This is a genomic window from Streptomyces exfoliatus, assembly GCF_000725545.1.
GTDB classification, from domain to species: Bacteria; Actinomycetota; Actinomycetes; order Streptomycetales; family Streptomycetaceae; genus Streptomyces; species Streptomyces exfoliatus.
In genome coordinates this window covers 16,400-34,714 of record NZ_JNZP01000036.1, presented here as the reverse complement: position 1 = coordinate 34,714, position 18,315 = coordinate 16,400, and the positions used below count along the sequence as shown (strand labels likewise).

12 protein-coding genes are annotated in these 18,315 nt (G+C 72.4%); 5 read left to right on the top strand and 7 right to left on the bottom strand.

Going from position 1 to position 18,315, the window contains the following annotated elements:
• Positions 1 to 58: 58 nt before the first annotated feature.
• Entirely contained in the window at positions 59 to 904 is an 846-nt protein-coding gene (locus IO20_RS0130935) for an AfsR/SARP family transcriptional regulator (RefSeq protein WP_030554120.1), read from the bottom strand.
• Positions 905 to 1,307: 403 nt separating this feature from the next.
• Here IO20_RS0130935 and IO20_RS0130930 point away from each other — a divergent pair, with 403 nt between their 5' ends.
• Both IO20_RS0130930 and IO20_RS0130925 read left to right on the top strand, forming a co-directional pair.
• A complete protein-coding gene (locus IO20_RS0130930; RefSeq protein WP_051874667.1) occupies positions 1,308 to 2,444 on the top strand; it encodes a cytochrome P450 family protein in 1,137 nt (378 codons plus the stop codon).
• Between the two features lie 20 nt (positions 2,445 to 2,464).
• Positions 2,465 to 2,671: a ferredoxin gene (locus IO20_RS0130925; protein WP_030554116.1), complete on the top strand. Its 207-nt coding sequence runs from the start codon at positions 2,465 to 2,467 to the stop codon at positions 2,669 to 2,671.
• Between the two features lie 146 nt (positions 2,672 to 2,817).
• Here IO20_RS0130925 and IO20_RS0130920 read toward each other — a convergent pair whose 3' ends face one another.
• The 3 genes from IO20_RS0130920 to IO20_RS0130910 all read right to left on the bottom strand — a co-directional run bounded on the left by IO20_RS0130920 (position 2,818) and on the right by IO20_RS0130910 (position 6,654).
• Positions 2,818 to 3,711, bottom strand: coding sequence for an NAD(P)-dependent oxidoreductase (locus tag IO20_RS0130920; protein WP_030554114.1), 894 nt, complete (start codon positions 3,709 to 3,711; stop codon positions 2,818 to 2,820).
• Between the two features lie 159 nt (positions 3,712 to 3,870).
• The gene (locus IO20_RS0130915; protein WP_030554112.1) at positions 3,871 to 5,316 is read right to left on the bottom strand and encodes a flavin monoamine oxidase family protein; all 1,446 of its coding nucleotides are present in this window, start codon (positions 5,314 to 5,316) and stop codon (positions 3,871 to 3,873) included.
• 159 nt (positions 5,317 to 5,475) lie between these two features.
• Positions 5,476 to 6,654, bottom strand: coding sequence for an acyl-CoA dehydrogenase family protein (locus tag IO20_RS0130910; RefSeq protein WP_030554110.1), 1,179 nt, complete (start codon positions 6,652 to 6,654; stop codon positions 5,476 to 5,478).
• Between the two features lie 311 nt (positions 6,655 to 6,965).
• Between IO20_RS0130910 and IO20_RS0130905 the strand changes: the two genes are divergently transcribed.
• Complete coding sequence (locus IO20_RS0130905) at positions 6,966 to 8,198, top strand: IS701 family transposase (RefSeq protein WP_169749544.1); 1,233 nt, start codon at positions 6,966 to 6,968, stop codon at positions 8,196 to 8,198.
• A gap of 86 nt (positions 8,199 to 8,284) precedes the next feature.
• Entirely contained in the window at positions 8,285 to 9,118 is an 834-nt protein-coding gene (locus IO20_RS0130900) for an AfsR/SARP family transcriptional regulator (protein ID WP_030554108.1), read from the top strand.
• Between the two features lie 20 nt (positions 9,119 to 9,138).
• Here IO20_RS0130900 and IO20_RS0130895 read toward each other — a convergent pair whose 3' ends face one another.
• Positions 9,139 to 9,819 (bottom strand): ScbR family autoregulator-binding transcription factor, encoded by a 681-nt coding sequence (locus IO20_RS0130895; protein ID WP_245685118.1) that lies wholly within the window; start codon positions 9,817 to 9,819, stop codon positions 9,139 to 9,141.
• 109 nt (positions 9,820 to 9,928) lie between these two features.
• Between IO20_RS0130895 and IO20_RS0130890 the strand changes: the two genes are divergently transcribed.
• Positions 9,929 to 10,837 (top strand): ScbA/BarX family gamma-butyrolactone biosynthesis protein, encoded by a 909-nt coding sequence (locus IO20_RS0130890; RefSeq protein WP_051874665.1) that lies wholly within the window; start codon positions 9,929 to 9,931, stop codon positions 10,835 to 10,837.
• Positions 10,838 to 10,880: 43 nt separating this feature from the next.
• Here the strand turns inward: IO20_RS0130890 and IO20_RS0130885 are convergent, their stop codons facing one another.
• The gene (locus tag IO20_RS0130885) at positions 10,881 to 11,651 is read right to left on the bottom strand and encodes an SDR family NAD(P)-dependent oxidoreductase (protein WP_030554103.1); all 771 of its coding nucleotides are present in this window, start codon (positions 11,649 to 11,651) and stop codon (positions 10,881 to 10,883) included.
• 160 nt (positions 11,652 to 11,811) lie between these two features.
• The gene (locus tag IO20_RS0130880) at positions 11,812 to 18,153 is read right to left on the bottom strand and encodes a thioester reductase domain-containing protein (protein ID WP_425423760.1); all 6,342 of its coding nucleotides are present in this window, start codon (positions 18,151 to 18,153) and stop codon (positions 11,812 to 11,814) included.
• Between the last annotated feature and the right edge of the window lie 162 nt (positions 18,154 to 18,315).

Below are 18,315 nucleotides of genomic sequence, written 5' to 3'. Positions count from 1 at the left end.
GAGCGGGCGGGGTGGGGAGGGAGGGCATGAGGGTTCTTTCCTGTTCGGGTGGGACGGTTCAGCCTGCGATGGCGACGGCCGCGCGGGCCGCCGGGAGGCCGGTCCGCTCCCTGACGGCCCGGGGGCGCGGTGCCAGGGTCAGTTCGTTGCCGGTCGCGTTGAGGATCTCGGTCTGGAGCCGGCGCACGTCCGGCGAGGGGGCGAGACCGAGCTCGCTCTTGAGGAGGCGGTAGAGGTCGCCGTACGCCTCCAGTGCCTCGCCCCGGCGGCCGGAGCGGTGCAGGGCGGAGATGAGCTGGCCGTGGAACCACTCGTGGAGCGGGTAGTCGCTGACCAGGGTGCGCAGTTCGGGCAGGAGTTCACGGTGGCGCCCGAAGTGGTTCTCGACCTCGACGTGCAGTTCCAGGGCCCGTATGCGCAGCTCCTCCACGCGGGCGGTCCAGCCGGCGAGGGCGGAGCCGACGGAGATGTCGCCGAGGACGGGGCCGCGCCACAGGCTGAGGGCGCGGGTGAGGAAGTCGGCGGCCCGGTCGGGGGTGCCTTCGGCGAACTCCCACTGGGCCCGTCTGACGAAGCCTTCGAAGCACTTGACGTCGACCTCGTCGTCGTTCACCTGCAGGAGGTAGCCGGGTGCCCGGGTGACGAGCAGGTCCCGGTCGGGCGAGGTGACGGCCTCGTCGGTGAAGAGACGGCGGGCCTGCGAGACATGGGTGTGGACGATCTTGAGGGCGCTCGGCGGCGCGTCGTCGGCCCACAGTTCCTGGACGAGCGCGTCGATGGAGACGGCCTCGCGGGGCTGGAGTGCCAGGAGCGCCAGCATCTGCCGGATCCTCGGTGCGCTGGGAGCGAGCTCTCGGCCGTCGTCGGTGGTGATCTCGAACGGACCGATGAGGTTGAACTGCACTGCGCACGCTCCTGTTCAGGTCGTCGGCGTCCGCTTCGCAGATGCCGCGGCGTGGACTGCACGGACACGGTAGTCAGGTTCGTCCGGGGCTCCGCGGCCTCCGGTGGAGAGAGTGTCAACTGGGTGTGGGGACGGGCGGGCGGTGGCGGGACCCCGGCCGGGCGACGGCGACCCGGCTGGACAGTTGGCCAATTACCGCCGCATGACCGGGGCGTTGAACACCTCCTCGTAGCCTCCTGGTCAGAGCTCGGAGTACGTGGACCTTGTTCGACGTTCGGCCCGGATCACCTTCCTGAGGGAGAGGTCAGCGATGACATCCTCGGCGCTTGCGCCAGATCTTTTCGGTCACGACTATTTCCAGGATCCGTATCCTGCGTTCTCGTGGCTCCGCAAGAACGCCCCGGTGCACCAGCTCACCTTCCCGGTCGGCGATCTGCCCATGTGGATGGTGTCCCGCTACGAGGACGTGAAGGAGCTGCTCGGCGACTACCAGCGCTTCAGCAGCGACGCCACCGTGTGGGCCGGCGAGGACTTCAAGAAGTCGGGCCTGGTGTTCGGTTCCGGCACCGTCATCGAGCGCATCCTGTCGGTCCTGGACCCGCCGGACCACACCCGGGTGCGCAAGCTGGCGATGAGCGCCTTCACTCCCCGCCGTACGGCACTGTGGGAGGAGCCGACCCGGGAGATCGTGGCCTCCGCACTCGACCGCCTCGAGGCCATGGAGAACCCGGACATCATGGAGTTCGCCTCCACGGTGCCGGCGGAGGTGATCGGCCGGGTCATGGGCATCCCGCTGGACAAGTTCCGGCAGATCCTGCACGCCATCGAGAAGGCGCTGGTCGTCGATCCCGAGCGCATGACCGAGTCGACGCTCGCGTACCAGGAGATCGTCGACTACGGGCGCGAGATCATCGACGAGAAGCGCCGCAACCCGGGCGAGGACCTCACCTCGGTCTTCATCCAGGCCCGTGACGGCGACGACCGGCTCGACGAGAACGAGCTCATCGCCATGGTCGCGCTCATGATCATGGTGGGTCTGGACACGACCCGGAACCTCATCGGGTCGGCGATCCTCGCCCTCCTGGACCACCCGGACCAGCGGAAGCTGCTCGCCGAGCGGCCGGAGCTCGCCGAGTCCGCGGTGGAGGAGTTCCTCCGCTACGACGGCGCCCTGACGGTGGCTCTGATCCGCTTCGCCACCCAGGACGTCGAGTTCCTGGGCGCGACCATACCCAAGGGCGCCACGGTCATCGCCGCGCTCCAGTCCGCCAACCGTGATCCCGACGTCTTCGAGAACCCGGACCAGCTGGACATCACCCGCTCCGGGCCGCGGCACCTGGGCCTCGGGCACGGGCTGCACAACTGCCTGGGCGCGGCCCTCGCACGGCTGGAGTCCCGGATCGCCATCCCGGCCTTCTTCGAGCGGTTCCCGAACGCCCGGCTCTCCGTGCCGCGCGAGGAGATCCGGTACGCGGAGAGCTGGCTGCTGCGCAGCGTCCTCGCGCTCCCCGTCGACCTGCACGGTTCCGGACCGCGCTGAACCAGGGGAGACGAACCCGCATGAAGATGACGCTCACGATCGACCGGAAGGCCTGCGCCGGCGCGGGTACGTGCCTGGCCATGAACCCGGACCTGTTCCGCGTCGAGAACGGCAGGGGCATCGTGCTCCAGAGCGTGCTCGAGAGCGAGGAAGAGATCAAGGCCGCCATGGACGTGGCGGAGTGCTGCCCCACGGAGGCGGTCCTGCTGACGCCCGAGGGGGCCTGACGACGGCCCGGAGAGGTCCGAGAGGGCCCCTCCCGGCACGCTCGCAGCTCCGGCGGTCACCGTGACGGGTGGCCGCCGGAGCTCTTCGGCATCCGGGTTCGCGCCGCGTCCGGCCGCGACACCGTCCGGCTCGGGAGCCGGTTGCCTCAGGTGGTGCGCTTCCTGAACTGCTCGATCATGGCGGCGTAGCTGTCGCCGCCCCGGCCGGCGGCGATCGCCCGGTCGGTGAGCTCCTTGACGAACGTGGGCAGCTCGGCGCTCGCGCCGGTCGCCTCGCTCTCGTGGATCAGGTGCACCATCGTCGCCCAGTGGGTGTCGATGGTGGCGTCGTGGGCGGGGTAGCTGCCCTCGTCGATCTGGCCCGCGTAGGCCGAGACGAAGTTGGTGACCGCGCCGATCCAGTCGTTGGCGAGCGGGGCGAAGGCGCCGGCCTTGACGTTCGCGGTCTCAAGGAGCGCGACGCCGTGCAGGAAGCTGTTGAGGACGCCCCACATGATGCCGAGCAGGGCCACGTCGTAGAGCGAGGCCAGGCCGTGGTCGTCGCCGAGGTGGGTGGCTCGCCCGAGGCTCGCCAGGGTGGCCTCGTGCGCGTCGAAGACCTCCTGGGGGCCGGCGTACAGCAGCGAGGCGTGCTCGGTGCCGATGACGGGCGGGATGGCCATGATGGCGCCGTCGAGGTACTTGACCCCGTGCTCGGCCGCCCAGCGCGCGGTGTCGCGGGCGCCCTCGGAGTGACCCGAGGTGAGGTTGACGACGGTCTTTCCCCGCAGGGCGTCGGCCAGCGGGTCCAGGACGGCGTGGGCGACGTCGTAGTCGGTGACGCACACGACGATCAGCGGGGCTGCCGCGACCGCGTCGGCGGCCGTGGCGGCAAGCACGGCGCCGTTCTCGACGAGTGTCCGGGCCTTCTCCGGCGAGCGGTTCCACACGGTGGTGCGGATGCCGGACTTCAGGAAGGCGCCGACGAGCGCCTGACCCATCAGGCCCAGGCCGATGACGGAAATGGGGGTGTCGTTGTCGGCATGTGCAGTGGTGTTCATGAAGAGGCACAACTTTCTCGTTGACGCGCACAGCGTGAAATGCACGGCACAGGAGTGCCGTGCATTCATGCGTACGAGGCTAGGCGCGTGCCTCTCAGCCGCCGGTAACCCCGGAGTAATTCCCTGGTATACGGCGGCCGTTCCGACGGTTCGGCCTGGTCAGATGCCCACGGAGGCGTCGCGGGCGGCGCGCCGTCCGGACTCGATCGCTCCGTCGATGTAGCCGCTCCAGCCGTTGGCGATGTCGCCGCTGGCGAAGGCCAGCCGGCCGGCCGGCTGGGTGACCGCCGGATAGAGGGAGGTGAGCTGACCCGGCTTGCGGAAGGCCCAGCCGCCGCGCGCGAACGGGTCGCTGCCCCAGCGGTGCGCCTTGATGGAGACGATGTCGAGGTCGGCGCCGAGCTGCTGGACGGCCGCGCGGACCTGCGTCGCGTTGTTCGGGTCGAGGTTCGGGTCGGTGCTGAAGGCGATGTACAGCTGGCCCTCGGCGGTGTACTTGTCCGGCACCACCATGGTGATCGGGGAGCCGCCCTCCTTGCCCTGGGCGTAGAACCGGCCCTTGGCGCTGCGCGCGTTGATCCAGAGCTTGGTGCCGGTCTTCACGCCGATGCCCTGGGTGGTGGCCGTCGTCTGCGCGGCGGGGAGCGCCGGCGAGAACTTGATCGTCTGCCACACGTTGGCGGGGACGGCGACGACGACACCGAGGGCCTGGTAGCTGCGGCCCGCCTGGGTGGTGACGTAGTAGCGGCCGCCGCTCTGGGTGACCGAGGTGACCGGGGTGCTGAGGCGCAGGACGGGCTGCGCCTCGTTCAGCATGGCGTTGAGGAGGGCCGCCGTGCCGCCGGCTATGCGGTAGCGCATGGTGTTGTTCCAGCCGGCGTTGTTGTGGCCGGAGAGCGCCCACCACTGGGCGAGCATGGTGAGCGCGCCGGAGCTGCTGGAGCCGCCCGAGTACACGGCGGTCTGGCCGTTGACGAGGAGCTCCTCCTCCGGCGTGAGGCCCATCTGGTTCAGCCGGTCGCGCAGCGAGAGCTTGTCCTTGGGGCCGATGAGGTCCGAGCGGTACAGGGGCTCGAAGGGCCGCTCGAAGTACTGCGGGGAGCCCTCGAAGATCCGCTCGTAGACGAGGCCGAGGTTGCCGAAGCCCTGGGCCGGGGCGAACTCCTGCGGGCCGCTGGGGGTCGGCAGGAAGGTGCGCTCCGGGGCCTGGTCCTCGACGAGGCCGATGCCGTACCGGGTGAGCTCGGCGCCGACGTGCGGCTGGGAGGCGGGGTCGACCCAGGTGCCGCCCATCTCCACGGTGTGACCGGCGAAGGTGTCGGTCCAGGTGCGGCCGCCGACGCGGTTGCGGGCCTCCAGGACCAGGACGCGGTAGCCCTGGGCGCGGAGGTCGCGCGCGGCGCTGATTCCGGCGTAGCCGGCGCCGACGACGATGACGTCGTAGGAGATCTGCTCCTCCGCCGCCGCGGAGGGAGCGAGCAGCCCGGAGGCCGTCACCGACAGGGCGGTGGCGGCGCCGAGGGCGGCGCCGGCGCGCAGGATGCTGCGGCGGGAGTGCTGCCGGACCTGGTCTGCGGCGTCGGTTCTCGAGTTCTCGGGGTTCACCGTTCTCTTTTCCGTCTCTGCCGGTGGGAAAGGGCTTCATGGGTGTGCGGGTGCCGTCGCGCGGTGACGCACGGGCGACGTGGCGCGGGACGCCGGCGGGGGGCGGCGGCCCGCGGAGGGCGGCGGTCGGTGGGGAAGGCCGACCGGCGCCGGGGGGATCTAGAGGTAGTCGGTGCCCGGGTCGAGGCCGACGAGGACCCGGCCGTGGGCCTCCAGGCTGCCGACGGGGGTCATCAGGCCGTGCAGGTAGAGGCCCTCGATGTCCCGCTGGATGCGCTGGAAGGGGGCCGTGCGGGCGATGATCGACGCGCCGCTGATGTCGTGGAGCTCCTGGACGGCTTCCTTCGCGAGCTGGACGGCGTAGCCGAACTGGCCTCGCATGGTGGCCTTCTGCTCGACGGAGAGCTGCTCGCCGGCGTCCGCTCCGCTCTGCATGAGGCGGAGCCAGCCTTCGGCGAGGCCCTCGGCGGCGGTGATCTTGTTGGCGGCGACCGCGACCTTCACCTGCGTGTAGGGGTGCTCGCGCTGCTCGGCCCAGTGGGTGTAGGCGATGCCCTTGCCCGGCAGGCGCTGGAGGAAGACCTCGAGGGCGGCGCGGGCGAGGCCGAAGTAGACCGGGACGGAGAGGGCCATGACGTAGGCGGTGAGGCCGTAGTTGCGGCCCGTGGCGCCCGCGTTGGAGCGGTCGCCGACGAGGCCCTCGAGGACCTCGATGCCGTCCACGACGCGGTGGGCGGGGACGAAGAGGTCCTTGACCGTGGTCGTCGAGCTTCCGGTGCCGGCGGCTGCGGTGACGTCCCAGTCGTCGGCGATGGAGACGTCGGAGGCGGGGACGATGGCGAAGACCTCTTCGTCCTCCTGGCCGGGCCGCTGGAGCATCGCCGCGTAGATGTTCCAGTCCGCGCCCTTGATGCCGGTGTTGAAGCGCCACGAGCCGTTGAGGACGTACCCGCCCTCGGTCTCGACGGCGGTGCCGGTGGGGGTGAAGCCGCCGGAGATCCGGACGGAGCCGTCGACGAAGATCTCTTCCTGGGCCTTGTCCGGGTACTGGGTGGCGATCCAGGCGCTGGAGACCCACGCGCAGGAGACCCAGCCGGTCGAGCCGCAGCCGCGACCGATCTCGGCGACGATCGCCGCCTGCTCGGCCGCCGGGAGGTCGAGGCCGCCGAAGCGCTTCGGAACCGCGATGCGGAAGACGCCCGCCTTCTCCAGCAGTTCGATGTTCTCGTCGGGGATCCAGCCTCGGTTCTCGGCTTCGAGGCCGTTCTCGCGGAGCCGGGGAACAACCTCCCTCACCGCTTGCAGCACAGCTTCGGCTTCGTTCACGGGCGTCGCCATCGTGACTCCTCATATCTCGGCTGGAAACAACCGGATTGAGCATGCACGGGCCGGGTTCACGCGGAGTAACGCGTCGGTAATCCCGCTCCCCCGGTCCATGGGTGCCAGGGGAGTCGTGAAGAACATTTCAGATCATATCGTCACAGAAAGTGCAGGGGGAGAAACGAGGGGTCCATGAGGTCGCCATAACAAACCGGGTGTGTGGTTTCATTTGCTGTATGGCTCGCCGCGCGACTCCTCGCACGGCATGGCTTCCCTCGGCGTGCCATGACCGGAAACGGACGCCACGGTTTCGCAGGGAGTTGATGGAGATGCACGCGACCTCGGACAGCCCGACGTTCCCCGAGACGCTCGCCGGGGTACCCCTCGACCTGTTCGCCTCGCTGCCGCGCAGCGACCAGCGACTGAAGGCCGAGGAGTACGTCGCCGGGCTGCTCGCCGCGCACGGGCGCAAGACCCTGCGCAACGTGGCGGACCAGTTCGGCGGCGAGGCGGCCCGCAAGCAGAGCGTGCACCACTTCATCAGCGAGTCCTCCTGGGAGTGGGAGCCCGTCCGCCGCGGCCTCGCCCGGCACGCCGACGAGCTGCTCGACCCGCAGGCCTGGGTGGTGCGGCCCACCGTCGTGCCCAAGGCGGGCGGCCACTCGGTCGGCGTGGCGGAGTACTTCGTGCCCGAGCTCGGACGGACCGTCACCGGGCAGCAGTCCTACGGCGCGTGGCTGGCCTCGCCCGCCGCGGGCGTGCCGGTGAACTGGCAGCTCGTCCTGCCGGCCGACTGGGTCGAGGACGACTCCCGGCGGCGCCGGGCCCACATCCCCGAGACCAGCCGGGCCCTGAGCCCGGAGGAGAACGCGGGCGACGTCGCCCTGCGCGCCGCCCGCTCCCTGCCCGGGACGCCCCACCCGGTCGTGCTCGACGCCCCCGGCCTCGATCCGCTGCGGATGGGGCGGCACTTCGAGGCGGCCGGCATCCCGCTGGTGCAGCGCGTCGACGACCGGATACGGCTCCGGGTGGACCCGCTGGCCCTGCCGGGCCACGGCGTCCTCCCGCACACGCCGGGCCGGCTCGTCGCCTCGCTGCGCCGGCTCTGGCGGCCGTACGCCCCGCTCACCGGGGGCGGCCGAAGCCTGACGATGACCGTGCCGGTCACCCTGCACGAGGCGCGGGACGGCGGCGGCGGCCGGGAGGCGGGCGGGGCGCGGCTCCTGGTGGCCCAGTGGCCCGAGGCCGACCCGTCCGCCGTCCGGCTGTGGCTGGCGGACCCGGGGATGCGCCCCGGTGACGCGCTGCGGTTCGCCGCGCTCGCCGAGGTGGTGGACCGCGACGACGCCCTGGCCAGTGCGCGGGTCGGGCTGCGGGACTTCGCCGGCCGGTCCTTCCAGGGCTGGCACCGGCACATCACGCTCGCCTCGGTCGCCCATCTCGCCTGCATACGGACGGCCGGAGCGGCCGCCGGGAGGGTGGGCGACGCCGCGCTCCGGGGCAGGACCAGGGTCCGGGTCGGCGCCGGGGCCGGACGGGGGCTGTTGCTCAGGGCCGGCTGAGTGTCGACGCCGCTTTTTCATGACCTTAAAACAGACCGTACACCCCGTTTTCACGCCTGCGACGTCACCTTGAAGGAGAGTGCGTCATGCGGTTCACCCTCATGGGACCGTTCCAGATCATCGCCGACGACGGTGAGGTCCTTCCGGCGGCGACGCCCAAGGTCTCCCAGATCCTGGCCCTGCTGCTCACCCACGCCAACGACCTCGTCACGCCGGACACGTTCATCCAGGAGCTGTGGCAGCACAGCCCGCCGCGCTCCGCGCTCAACACCGTGCAGACCTACGTCCACCACGCGCGCCGGCTGCTGACGGGGGACGCCCGCCCGGACTCCGAACAGTCCCTGCTGACCACGCGGTTCGGCGGCTACACCATGCACGTCGACGACTCGGCCATCGACATCAAGGTCTTCGAACGGCTCGTCGCGCGGGGCAGGGACGACCTCTCGGCGGGCCGGTACGAGGCGGCGGCCGACGCCGTCGCCCTGGCGCTCGGCCTGTGGCGCGGCCCGGTCCTCTCCAACGTACCGACGGGCGACGTGCTCGCCGGCCGGGTGGTCCACCTGGAGGAGCTGCGGATCAGGGCCCTGGAGCTGCGGATCGAGGCGATGCGGCGGCTCGGGCGGCTGCGCGAACTCGTTCCCGAGCTGCGCACGCTGGTCCACGACTACCCGCTCAACGAGTGGTTCCACGGCCAGCTGATCGCCGCCCTGCACCAGGCGGGGCGGCGCGCCGAGGCGCTCGACGCCTACCGGACGGTCCGGCGGATCCTCCGCGACGAGCTGGGGCTCGAACCGTCGCCGGACATCCAGTGGCTGCACCAGCGGGTGCTGAGCCCGTCGCGGGTCCCGGCGACACCGCCCGCGCAGCGCGGGGGCGGCGCGGTCGTGGTGCCGCTGTGGGAGTCGGCCCGTACCGGGTGAGGGGTGGGGTGGCCGGGGCCTCAGCGGGTCAGGCCGACGGTGGACTCGGCCGTCTCGGCCCGCCAGGCGGGCATGTCGTCGTAGAGGTGGGCGGCCCTGGCGGACGACACCTCGAGGCGGGGCAGGACGGTGGGGGTCGCGACGGCGGGCAGGAGGAGCTGGAGGAGCACGGCGACCTCACCGGGCAGGTCGCGGCCGCCGGCGAGGCCTTCGCTCACCACGCGGACACCGGTCCAGGTGCACACGAGCATGCGGGCGATCTCGGCCTCGTCGACGTGCGGGAGGACCTCACCCCGTCCCTTGGCGTCCCGCAGGATTCCGGTGAGCAGCTCGATCCAGTCGGGCCAGGCGGTGCCGAACTGACGGCGGGACTGGAGGTCGACCGCGAGCCGCAGGGCCGCGCTGAGCATGGGTTCGCGGGGCAGCCGGTAGGCGAGCAGCAGCAGGGTGTCGATCATCTCCTGCAGCTTGAGGGCCTGCGGGCGTACGCCGTCGGTGGTCACGGCGGCGTCGAGGACGCCGCGCGCGAGATCCCCCTTGGAGGGGAAGTGGAAGTACAGGGCTCCCTTGGTCACTTCGGCCCGCTCCAGGACCTCGGCGATGGTCGTCGACTCGTAGCCTCGCTCGTCGAAGATCACAGCGGCGGTCTCCAGGATGACCCTTCGGGTACGGATCGCACGTTCCTGCTGCGCCACAGCCACCCACCCCTCGTACTCGTGTTCTGAACTATCTTGAAAAGGACCGGTTACCCGGTATCTTATCTTGCGTCGGAACCCGGCACCTCAATCTAGGCCTGACCCAGGGGGGATCATGCCCAAAGCCCTGCTCTCCGATCGCCGACGGCACACCCATGCCATCCATCGGATCGCCGCACCCGTCCCGACCGTGCCCCAGGAGTACGTGCACCTGCGCGAATCGGACGCCATCCTGCTCACGAACTGGTCCGCGCTGGGATCGGATCGCTACGCGGTGACCGCGCAATGGCCCGACGGGGGTGTCTACGGGGGTTCGGTACCGCTGCTGATCACCCAGACGATCCGTCAGAGCGCCCTGCTCATCGGGCACGCCGAGTTAGGCGTGCCGCTCAAGCACCAGACCCTGATGGAGTGGATGGACTTCAACGTCTCCGAGGATTTTTACGATCCCAAAAACAAACCGGACAACCTGTTCATTCTTTTGACCTGCACGCCCAACAACCCGCGCTCGTCCCGCGTCGAACTGTCGATCCTGTCGGAGGGACGACTGGTCGCCGAGTCGCTGCTCGACTACAGCTGGATCGCGCCGGGGGCCTACCGCCGGCTGCGCGGCGCGTACGCCGACGCCGCGTGGGGCACCGGCGTCCCGCCGGCCCCGCTCCCCGCCCACACGGTCGGGCGGGCCCATGAGCATGAGGTCGTCCTGGCGCCGAGCGGCCTCCCGAACCGCTGGGAACTGCGCTCGGACGTGTCCAACCAGGCGCTGTACGACCACCGGGTCGACCACGTGCCCGGTCTGGTCCTGATCGAGGCGGCCTACCAGGCCACGCACGCCGTCACCGGGCCGGGCCGACCCCCCGTCCGGGTGATGAGCACCTTCGACCGCTACGTCGAGTTCGACGCTCCGTGCTGGATCGACGCCGCCGTCGTGCCGGCCCCGGACGAGGGCGTCGTCCGCGTCGAGGTCACCGGGGTACAGAACGGCGAGCGGACCTTCTCCGTCTACATGGACTGCGCCGGATAGGTCCGCTCGCGTACGAGCGGTGGTATGCCCGTCCTGTCGGTGGTCAGCGGTTGACGTAGCCGCCGTCCACCGGCAGGACGGTGCCGGTCACGTACGAGGCCCGGTCGCTGAGCAGCCAGGCCGCGGCCTCGGCCACCTCCTCGGGCGCGGCGGTCCGCGACTGGGGGATCGTCGCCTCGATCTCCTGCTCCAGGCCGGGGTTGCGCGAGAACCAGTCGGCCGTGATCTCACTGCGCGTCAGGCCGGGCGCCACCGCGTTCACACGGATCCTCTGGTGGGCGTACTCGTCGGCCGCGGCGCGGGTGAAACCGACCACCGCGTGCTTGGACACCACGTACGGAGCGGCGGTGGGGATGGCCACGAGACCGCCCACGCTGCTGTTGTTGACGATGGCGCCGCCCTCGCCCGCGAGCATCGCGCCTATCTCGGCGCGCAGGCAGTTCCACAGGCCTCGTACGTTGGTGTCGAGGATGGCGTCGTAGACCTCGTCCCCCATCTCGTGGAGAGGCGTCCGGTCCCCGCCGACGCCCGCGTTGTTGAAGGCCCCGTCGAGCCGGCCGAAACGTTCCGTCGCGTGCGCGACCGCACGCCGCGCGTCCTCGGCGCGCGTCACGTCGCACACCACCGCCGAGGCCTCGAACCCCTTGTCGGTCAGCTCCGCCACCAGGGCGCCGAGCCGCTCCTCCCGGCGCGCGGCGAGCACCACCGACGCGCCTTCCCTCGCGAAGACGTACGCGGCCGCGGCACCGATGCCACTGCTCGCCCCCGTAATCAGAATCACCTTGTCACGCAGCAACTCACCCGTATCCAGCATGGCGCCGATGCTGCCACCGGACGGACCGGTTCCGGCCACCTTCGGCCGAGGCGGGTAAAGGATGTGTCAAGTCGGAGGCCGGGACGGTGTTCCGGGCCGGGGCGCTCTGTCGCGCCCCGGCCCGGAACCCCAGGTCAGACCCCCGGCCCGGACCTCCGGATCAGACTCCGGCCGGCTCGCGCGTCCGCGCGGGCGGGAAGTGGCCCACCTCCACGAAGAACTCGACGTACCTGGCGAAGAGTTCGGCGGTCAGCGGCGGGCAGTCGACGCCGGTCCCCGTGAGGGCCGCGAGGGTCTCGGAGGTGTCGATCGGCGGGTAGAAGCCGTCGGTGTCCGAGGTCATCATCTCGAAGGCGTGCAGCAGCGGCCGGAGCGCGTTCTCGCCGTCCCCGCCGACCCGCTCGCTCCACGTGTCCCAGTCCTGCTCGGCCAGCTCGTAGCCGTGCGCCCGCAGGTACTCCACGCACTGGGCGAGGCTGAGGGAGCTCTGGTTGAACAGGTGGAAGGTGCGGCCGACGGTGTCGGTCTGCCGGGAGAGCGTGGTGATGGCGGCGCTGACGTAGTCGACCGGCAGCAGGTGGAACCGGCCGCTCGTGCCGGCGGGCACCGCCGCCGACTGGAGGATGCCCTTGAGGCTGAGCCAGACGAAGTCGCGGGTCTGGCAGGCGCCGCTGCGCGTGTCGCCGGATATGACGTCCACCCGGTAGACGGAGACCGGCAGGCCCCGGTCGCGGGCGATGCCGATGAGCTGCTCGGCGACCCACTTGCTCTGGAGGTAGCCGCTGGGCAGCGCCTCCGCCGGGCCGGTCGGGTCGGTCACCTTGAGCGGGACGCCCTCCTCCCGTACGCCGTCGAAGACGCCGACGGTGGACACGTAGTGGACGGGCACCGTGCGGTGACGGGCCGCCAGGCGCAGCACCTCCTCCGTCCCGCGGACGTTGGCGTCGCGCAGCGTGGTGTACGGCTGCAGCCAGTGGACCCGGGCGCCGTTGTGGTAGACGGCGTCGACCGTCCGCGCCAGCGCGTCGAACTCGTCCTCGGTGAGACCGAGCCGCTCCTCTGCGAGGTCGCCGAGGACCAGGGAGAGGCGGCTCTCGTCGACCTCGTCCCACAGCCGGTACCACTCCATGTTGGTCCGCAGCCTGGCCAGGGCCTCGTCCTGGTCGGCGCCGCGCACGAGGCAGTGGATCCGCGCCGTCGTCGTCCGCATCAGGTCGCGCAGCAGGAACGCGCCGAGGAATCCGGTGGCCCCGGTCAGCAGGACCTCGCGCGGGTCGTCGGCCGACCGTACGACCTCGTCCGCCGGGCGTACGTCCTCGGCGAGCCGCACCTCGGCCGCGAAGTCCACGGCGGGGACCGCCGGGTCGCCGTCCGCCCCGGCCCCGCCGGCGAGCCGTCCGGAGACGAAGGCGGCCAGGGCGGCGGGGGTGGGGTGGTCGAAGACGAGCGTCGCGGGCAGCTTGGAGCCGGCGAGCGCGCTCAGCCGGTTACGCAGCTCCACGGACGTCAGCGAGTCGAAGCCGAGCTTCGTCAGCGGCTGGTCGGCCTTGACGGCACTGGTGTCGGGGTGGCCGAGGACCGCCGCGATCCGGCCGAGGACCGCCTCCAGAACGGCCTGCTCGCGCTCGGGCCCGTCGAGCCCGGCGATCAGGTCCGCCAGCGAGCCGGTCGCGGTCGCGCCCTCCTCCGCCGCGGCCCGGCGGGCGGGCGCGGGCGCGAGGCCGGTGAGGACCACCGGTATACGGCCGGGCTGCTCGCGCAGGACGGCGATGTCCAGCGGCGTGGCGACGACGTCCGGCAGGCCGAGCGCGAGCGCCCGGTCGAGCAGCGCGGGCCCCTGCGCCTGCGGGACGGGCAGGAAGCCGCTGCGGGCGATGCGGCCGAGGTCGGTCTCGCTGAGGTGGCCGCTCATGCCGCCGGACTGCTCCCAGAGGCCCCAGGCCACGGAGGTGGCCGGCAGGCCGTGGGCCCGCCGGTGCTGGGCGAGGGCGTCGAGGAACTGGTTGGCGGCGGCGTAGTTGGACTGGCCGGGGCCGCCGACGACGGCCGCGATGGAGGAGAAGAGGACGAAGGCGGTGACCTCCGCGCGGTCCTGGGTGAGCCGGTGCAGGTTCCAGGCGGCGTCGGCCTTGGGCCGCAGCACGGCCTGCAGCCGCTCGGGGGTGAGCGTCGCGATCAGGCCGTCGTCCAGGACGCCGGCGGCGTGGACGACACCGGTGAGCGGATGGTCGGCGGGGATCGTGCCGAGGAGCGCGGCGAGCGCGGTGTGGTCGGCCGTGTCGCAGGCGGCGAGGGTGACCCGGGCTCCGAGCGCGGTGAGTTCGGCCGACAGCTCCCGGGCGCCGGGGGCGGCGGGGCCGCTGCGGCTGGTGAGCAACAGGTGCCGCACACCGTGGACGGTCACCAGGTGGCGGGCGAAGAGGGCGCCGAGGCTGCCCGTGCCGCCGGTGATGAGGACCGTGCCGTCCGGGTTCCAGGCCGGGGTGGCTCCGGGCGCGGGGGCGGCGGCCCGCGCGAGGCGGGGTACGAACGCCCGCCCGGCGCGCAGGGCGGCCTGCGGTTCGCCGGAGGAGACGAGGGCGGCGAGGAGGGCGGCTCCCGTGGGGGCGGGGGTGGTCTCCGATGCCGTCGTCGGGTCGGCGGGGGCGGTCGTCGTCGCGTCGGTGGAGGCGTCCGTGTCGATGAGGGTGATGCGGCCCGCGTGCTCGGACTGGGCGGAGCGGAGCAGGCCCCAGACGGCCGCGCCCGGCAGGTCGGTGACGTCCTCCCCGTCGGCCGTGGCCACCGCGCCCGAGGTGACGACGGCGAGCCGGGTCCCCTCCAGACGCTCGTCGGCCAGCCACTCCCGTACCAGGGCGAGGACCTTCTCCGTCGTGGCGTGGACCGAGCCGGGCAGCGAACCCGCCGGCTCGGGCTCGACGCGGAGCACGACGACGGGGACGGACCGGCCGTCGGCGACGGCGGCGGCCACGTCGGCCGGGGTCGCGAAGTCGCCGTCGGCGCCGAGCGTGGCCGGGCGGGTCTCTGCCCCACCGGGCACGGCGAGGGGCGTCCAGCCGAGGTGGAACAGCGCGTCGCCGTGACGGTCGACGGCGGTCGCGAGTGCGCCGCCGCCGACACCGCGCACCGCGGTCCCTGCGACGAGGGCGACGGGCTGTCCTGCCGGGTCGGTGAGTTCGACGCGCGCGTCGCCGGGGCCCTGCGGGGCGATGCGGACGCGGAGCGCGGTGGCGCCGGTCGCGTGGAGCCGTACGCCGCGCCAGTGGCCGGCGAGCGGGGCGCCGTCCTCCGCCGCGTCGGCCAGCAGGGGCCGTACCGCCGCGTCGAGGAGCGCCGGGTGCAGGGTGAACGTCTCCGCACCTGAAGTGGAAGCGGAACCGGACCCGGCCCCCGCACCGGCCTGCTCGGGCAGGACGGCCTCGGCGAAGAGCTCGTCGCCCCGGCGCCAGGCGGCGGTGAGGCCCTGGAACGCCGGCCCGTACGCGAGGCCGGTCTCCGCGAGCCGCGCGTACAGCTCGTCGAGGGCGATCTCCTCGGCGTCGGCGGGCGGCCACGCGACCGGCTCGAACGCGGGCCCTTCGGCGGCGACGCTCAGCGTGCCGTGGGCGTGCGTGGTCCACGGCGCGTCGGGGTCGTCGGGGCGGCCGTGCACGGTGACCGGGCGGCGACCGGTGGCGTCGAGGGCGCCCACACCGACCTGGAGCTGGTGGGTGCCGCCCCCTGCGAGGACGAACGGGGCGTCGAGGACGAGTTCGTCGAGGAGCGTCGTCCCGAACTCGTCCCCGGCCCGGATCGCGAGCTCCACGAGCGCGGCGGGCGCCAGCACCACGGAGCCGGAGACGGTGTGGTCCGCGAGCCACGGGTGGGTGCGCGGGGAGAACGTACTGGTGAACACGGCCCCGTCGGCACCCGCGAGGGTGACGGCGGCGCCGAGCAGCGGGTGCCCGGTCGCCCGCAGGCCGAGCCCGGCGGCGTCGGCGGAGGCGGCCGTCTGCTCGACCCAGTACCGCTGGTGCTGGAAGGCGTACGTGGGGAGGGGCACGCGGCGGGCTCCGGTGCCGGAGAAGAACGCGGCCCAGTCGACGGGGGCGCCGTGCTGGTGGAGCCGGCCGAGCACGGTGACGGCCGTGAGGGCCTCGGGCCGGTCGCGGCGCATGAGGGGGACGGCGGTGGGGACGAGGTCCGCCGCCAGGGCGGAGAGGACGCCGTCGGGGCCGAGTTCCAGGGTGGCGGTGACGCCCTGGGCGGCGAGGGTGTTCACGGCGTCGGCGAAGCGGACGGTGCCGCGGACCTGGTCGGCCCAGTACTGGGCCGACCGGAGGTCCTGACCGGTGGCGACCTTGCCGGTGAGCGTCGACACCACCGCGATACGCGGAGCCGCGTACGACAGCTGGGACGCGACGGCCTTGAACTCCTCCAGCATCGGATCCATCAACGGCGAGTGGAACGCGTGGCTCACCGTCAGACGCTTCGTCTTACGGCCCAGCTCCTCCAGACGCGAAGCCACCGCGAGCACGGCCGTCTCCTCACCGGAGACGACGACGGACTGCGGCCCGTTGACCGCGGCGACCGACACCGCACCGTCCAGGAGCGGCAGAACCTCGTCCTCCGTCGCCTGGACAGCCACCATCGCGCCGCCCTTCGGCAACGCCTGCATCAGCCCGGCCCTGGCGACGACCAGACGGGCCGCGTCCTCACGGACCGAACCGCCAAGACCCGCGTCCAGGAGACCGCACACCTCGTCAAACGCCGCCGCGAACGCCGGAAACGACGCGTACAACTCCTGCGCCATACCGGCACGCTGCGCACCCTGACCCGTGAACAGGAAGCCGAGCCGACCGCCCGCGCGTTCGCCGCGCACCAGGCTCGGAGCCGTACCGCCCTCGGCGAGCGCCTTCACGCCCGCGAGAAGTTCCGCCCTGTCGCTGCCGGTCACCACGGCGCGGTGGTCGAGGGACGCACGGCCCGTCGCGAGGGAGAAGCCGACGTCGAGGAGGGGCAGGGCGGCGGCCTCGTCGGAGACGTGGTCGTACAGGCGGCGGGCCTGGTCCCGCAGGGCCGTCTCCGTCCTGCCGGAGAGCAGCCAGGGCACGACGGGCAGGGCGACCGGCGTCGCCGGGGTCTCCCCCGCCGCCGCGTCGGTCGTCTTGTCGGCAGGCGGCTGCTCGATGATCACGTGGGCGTTGGTGCCGCTGACGCCGAAGGCGGAGACGGCCGCGCGGCGGGCGCGCTCGGTGGCCGGCCAGTCGCGGGCCTCGGTGAGCAGCTCCACGGCGCCGGAGTCCCAGTCCGCCATCGGCGTGGGCGTCTCCACGTGGAGGGTGCGGGGCAGCACGCCGTGGTCCATGGCCTGGATCATCTTGATGACGCCGCCGACACCGGCGGCGGCGACGGTGTGCCCGATGTTCGACTTGAGGGAGCCCAGGTAGAGCGGGCGGTCCTCGGGGCGGCCCTGGCCGTACGTGGCGAGCAGGGCCCGCGCCTCGATCGGGTCGCCGAGCCGCGTCCCCGTACCGTGCGCCTCGACGACATCGACGTCGGCGGTGGTCAGGCCCGCGTCGGCGAGGGCCTGGCGGATGACCCGCTCCTGAGAGGGGCCGTTGGGGGCGGTGAGGCCGTTCGACGCGCCGTCCTGGTTGACGGCCGAGCCGCGGATCACGGCCAGGACGCGGTGGCCGTTGCGGCGGGCGTCGGAGAGCTTCTCGACGAGGAGCATGCCGACGCCCTCGGACCAGGAGGTGCCGTCCGCGTCGGCGGAGAAGGACTTGATGCGGCCGTCGGGGGCCAGGCCGCTCTGCCGGGAGAAGTCGACGAACCCGCCGGGGGTCGCGGTCACCGTGACGCCGCCGGCCAGGGCGAGGTCGGACTCGCCGGAGCGCAGCGACTGGACCGCCAGGTGGAGGGCGACGAGCGAGGAGGAGCAGGCGGTGTCGACGGAGACCGCCGGGCCCTCCAGGCCGAGGCTGTAGGAGATGCGGCCGGAGGCGACGCTGCTGAGCTTGCTGGTCAGCAGGTAGCCCTCGAACTCCTCGGGGCCTTCGAGGCCCAGGTAGCTCTGCTCGATGATGCCCGCGAAGACGCCGGTGCGGCTGCCGCGCAGGGTCTCGGGATCGATGCCGGCCTGTTCGAGCGCCTCCCAGGAGGTCTCCAGGAGGAGGCGCTGCTGCGGGTCCATGGAGAGGGCCTCGCGGGGCGAGATGCCGAAGAAGCCCGCGTCGAAGAGGGCGGCGTCGTGCAGGAAGCCCGCCTGGCGGGTGTACGAGGTGCCGGGGCGGCCCGGGTCGGGGTCGTAGAGGCGCTCCAGGTCCCAGCCGCGGTCGGTGGGGAAGTCGGTGATGGCGTCGGTGCCGTCGGCGACCAGCTGCCACAGGTCCTCGGGCGAGGCGACGCCGCCGGGGAACCGGCAGGCCATGCCGACGACGGCGATCGGCTCCGAATCGGCCGCCTCGAGCTCGGCGATCTTTCGGTTCGCCTTCTGCAGGTCGACGGTGACCCGCTTCAGGTACTCGACCAGCTTCTCTTCGTTCGACGGGTTGGACATCGGGTTCGTGCTCTCCTCGGGCGAAGGCGGAGTGGCGACGGCTGACTGGCGTGGCGACTGCCGGGGCTGCTGCGGGGCCTGCTGAGTGCGGGGGGCCGGGCCGTCCGGTGGGAAGGGGGTCCT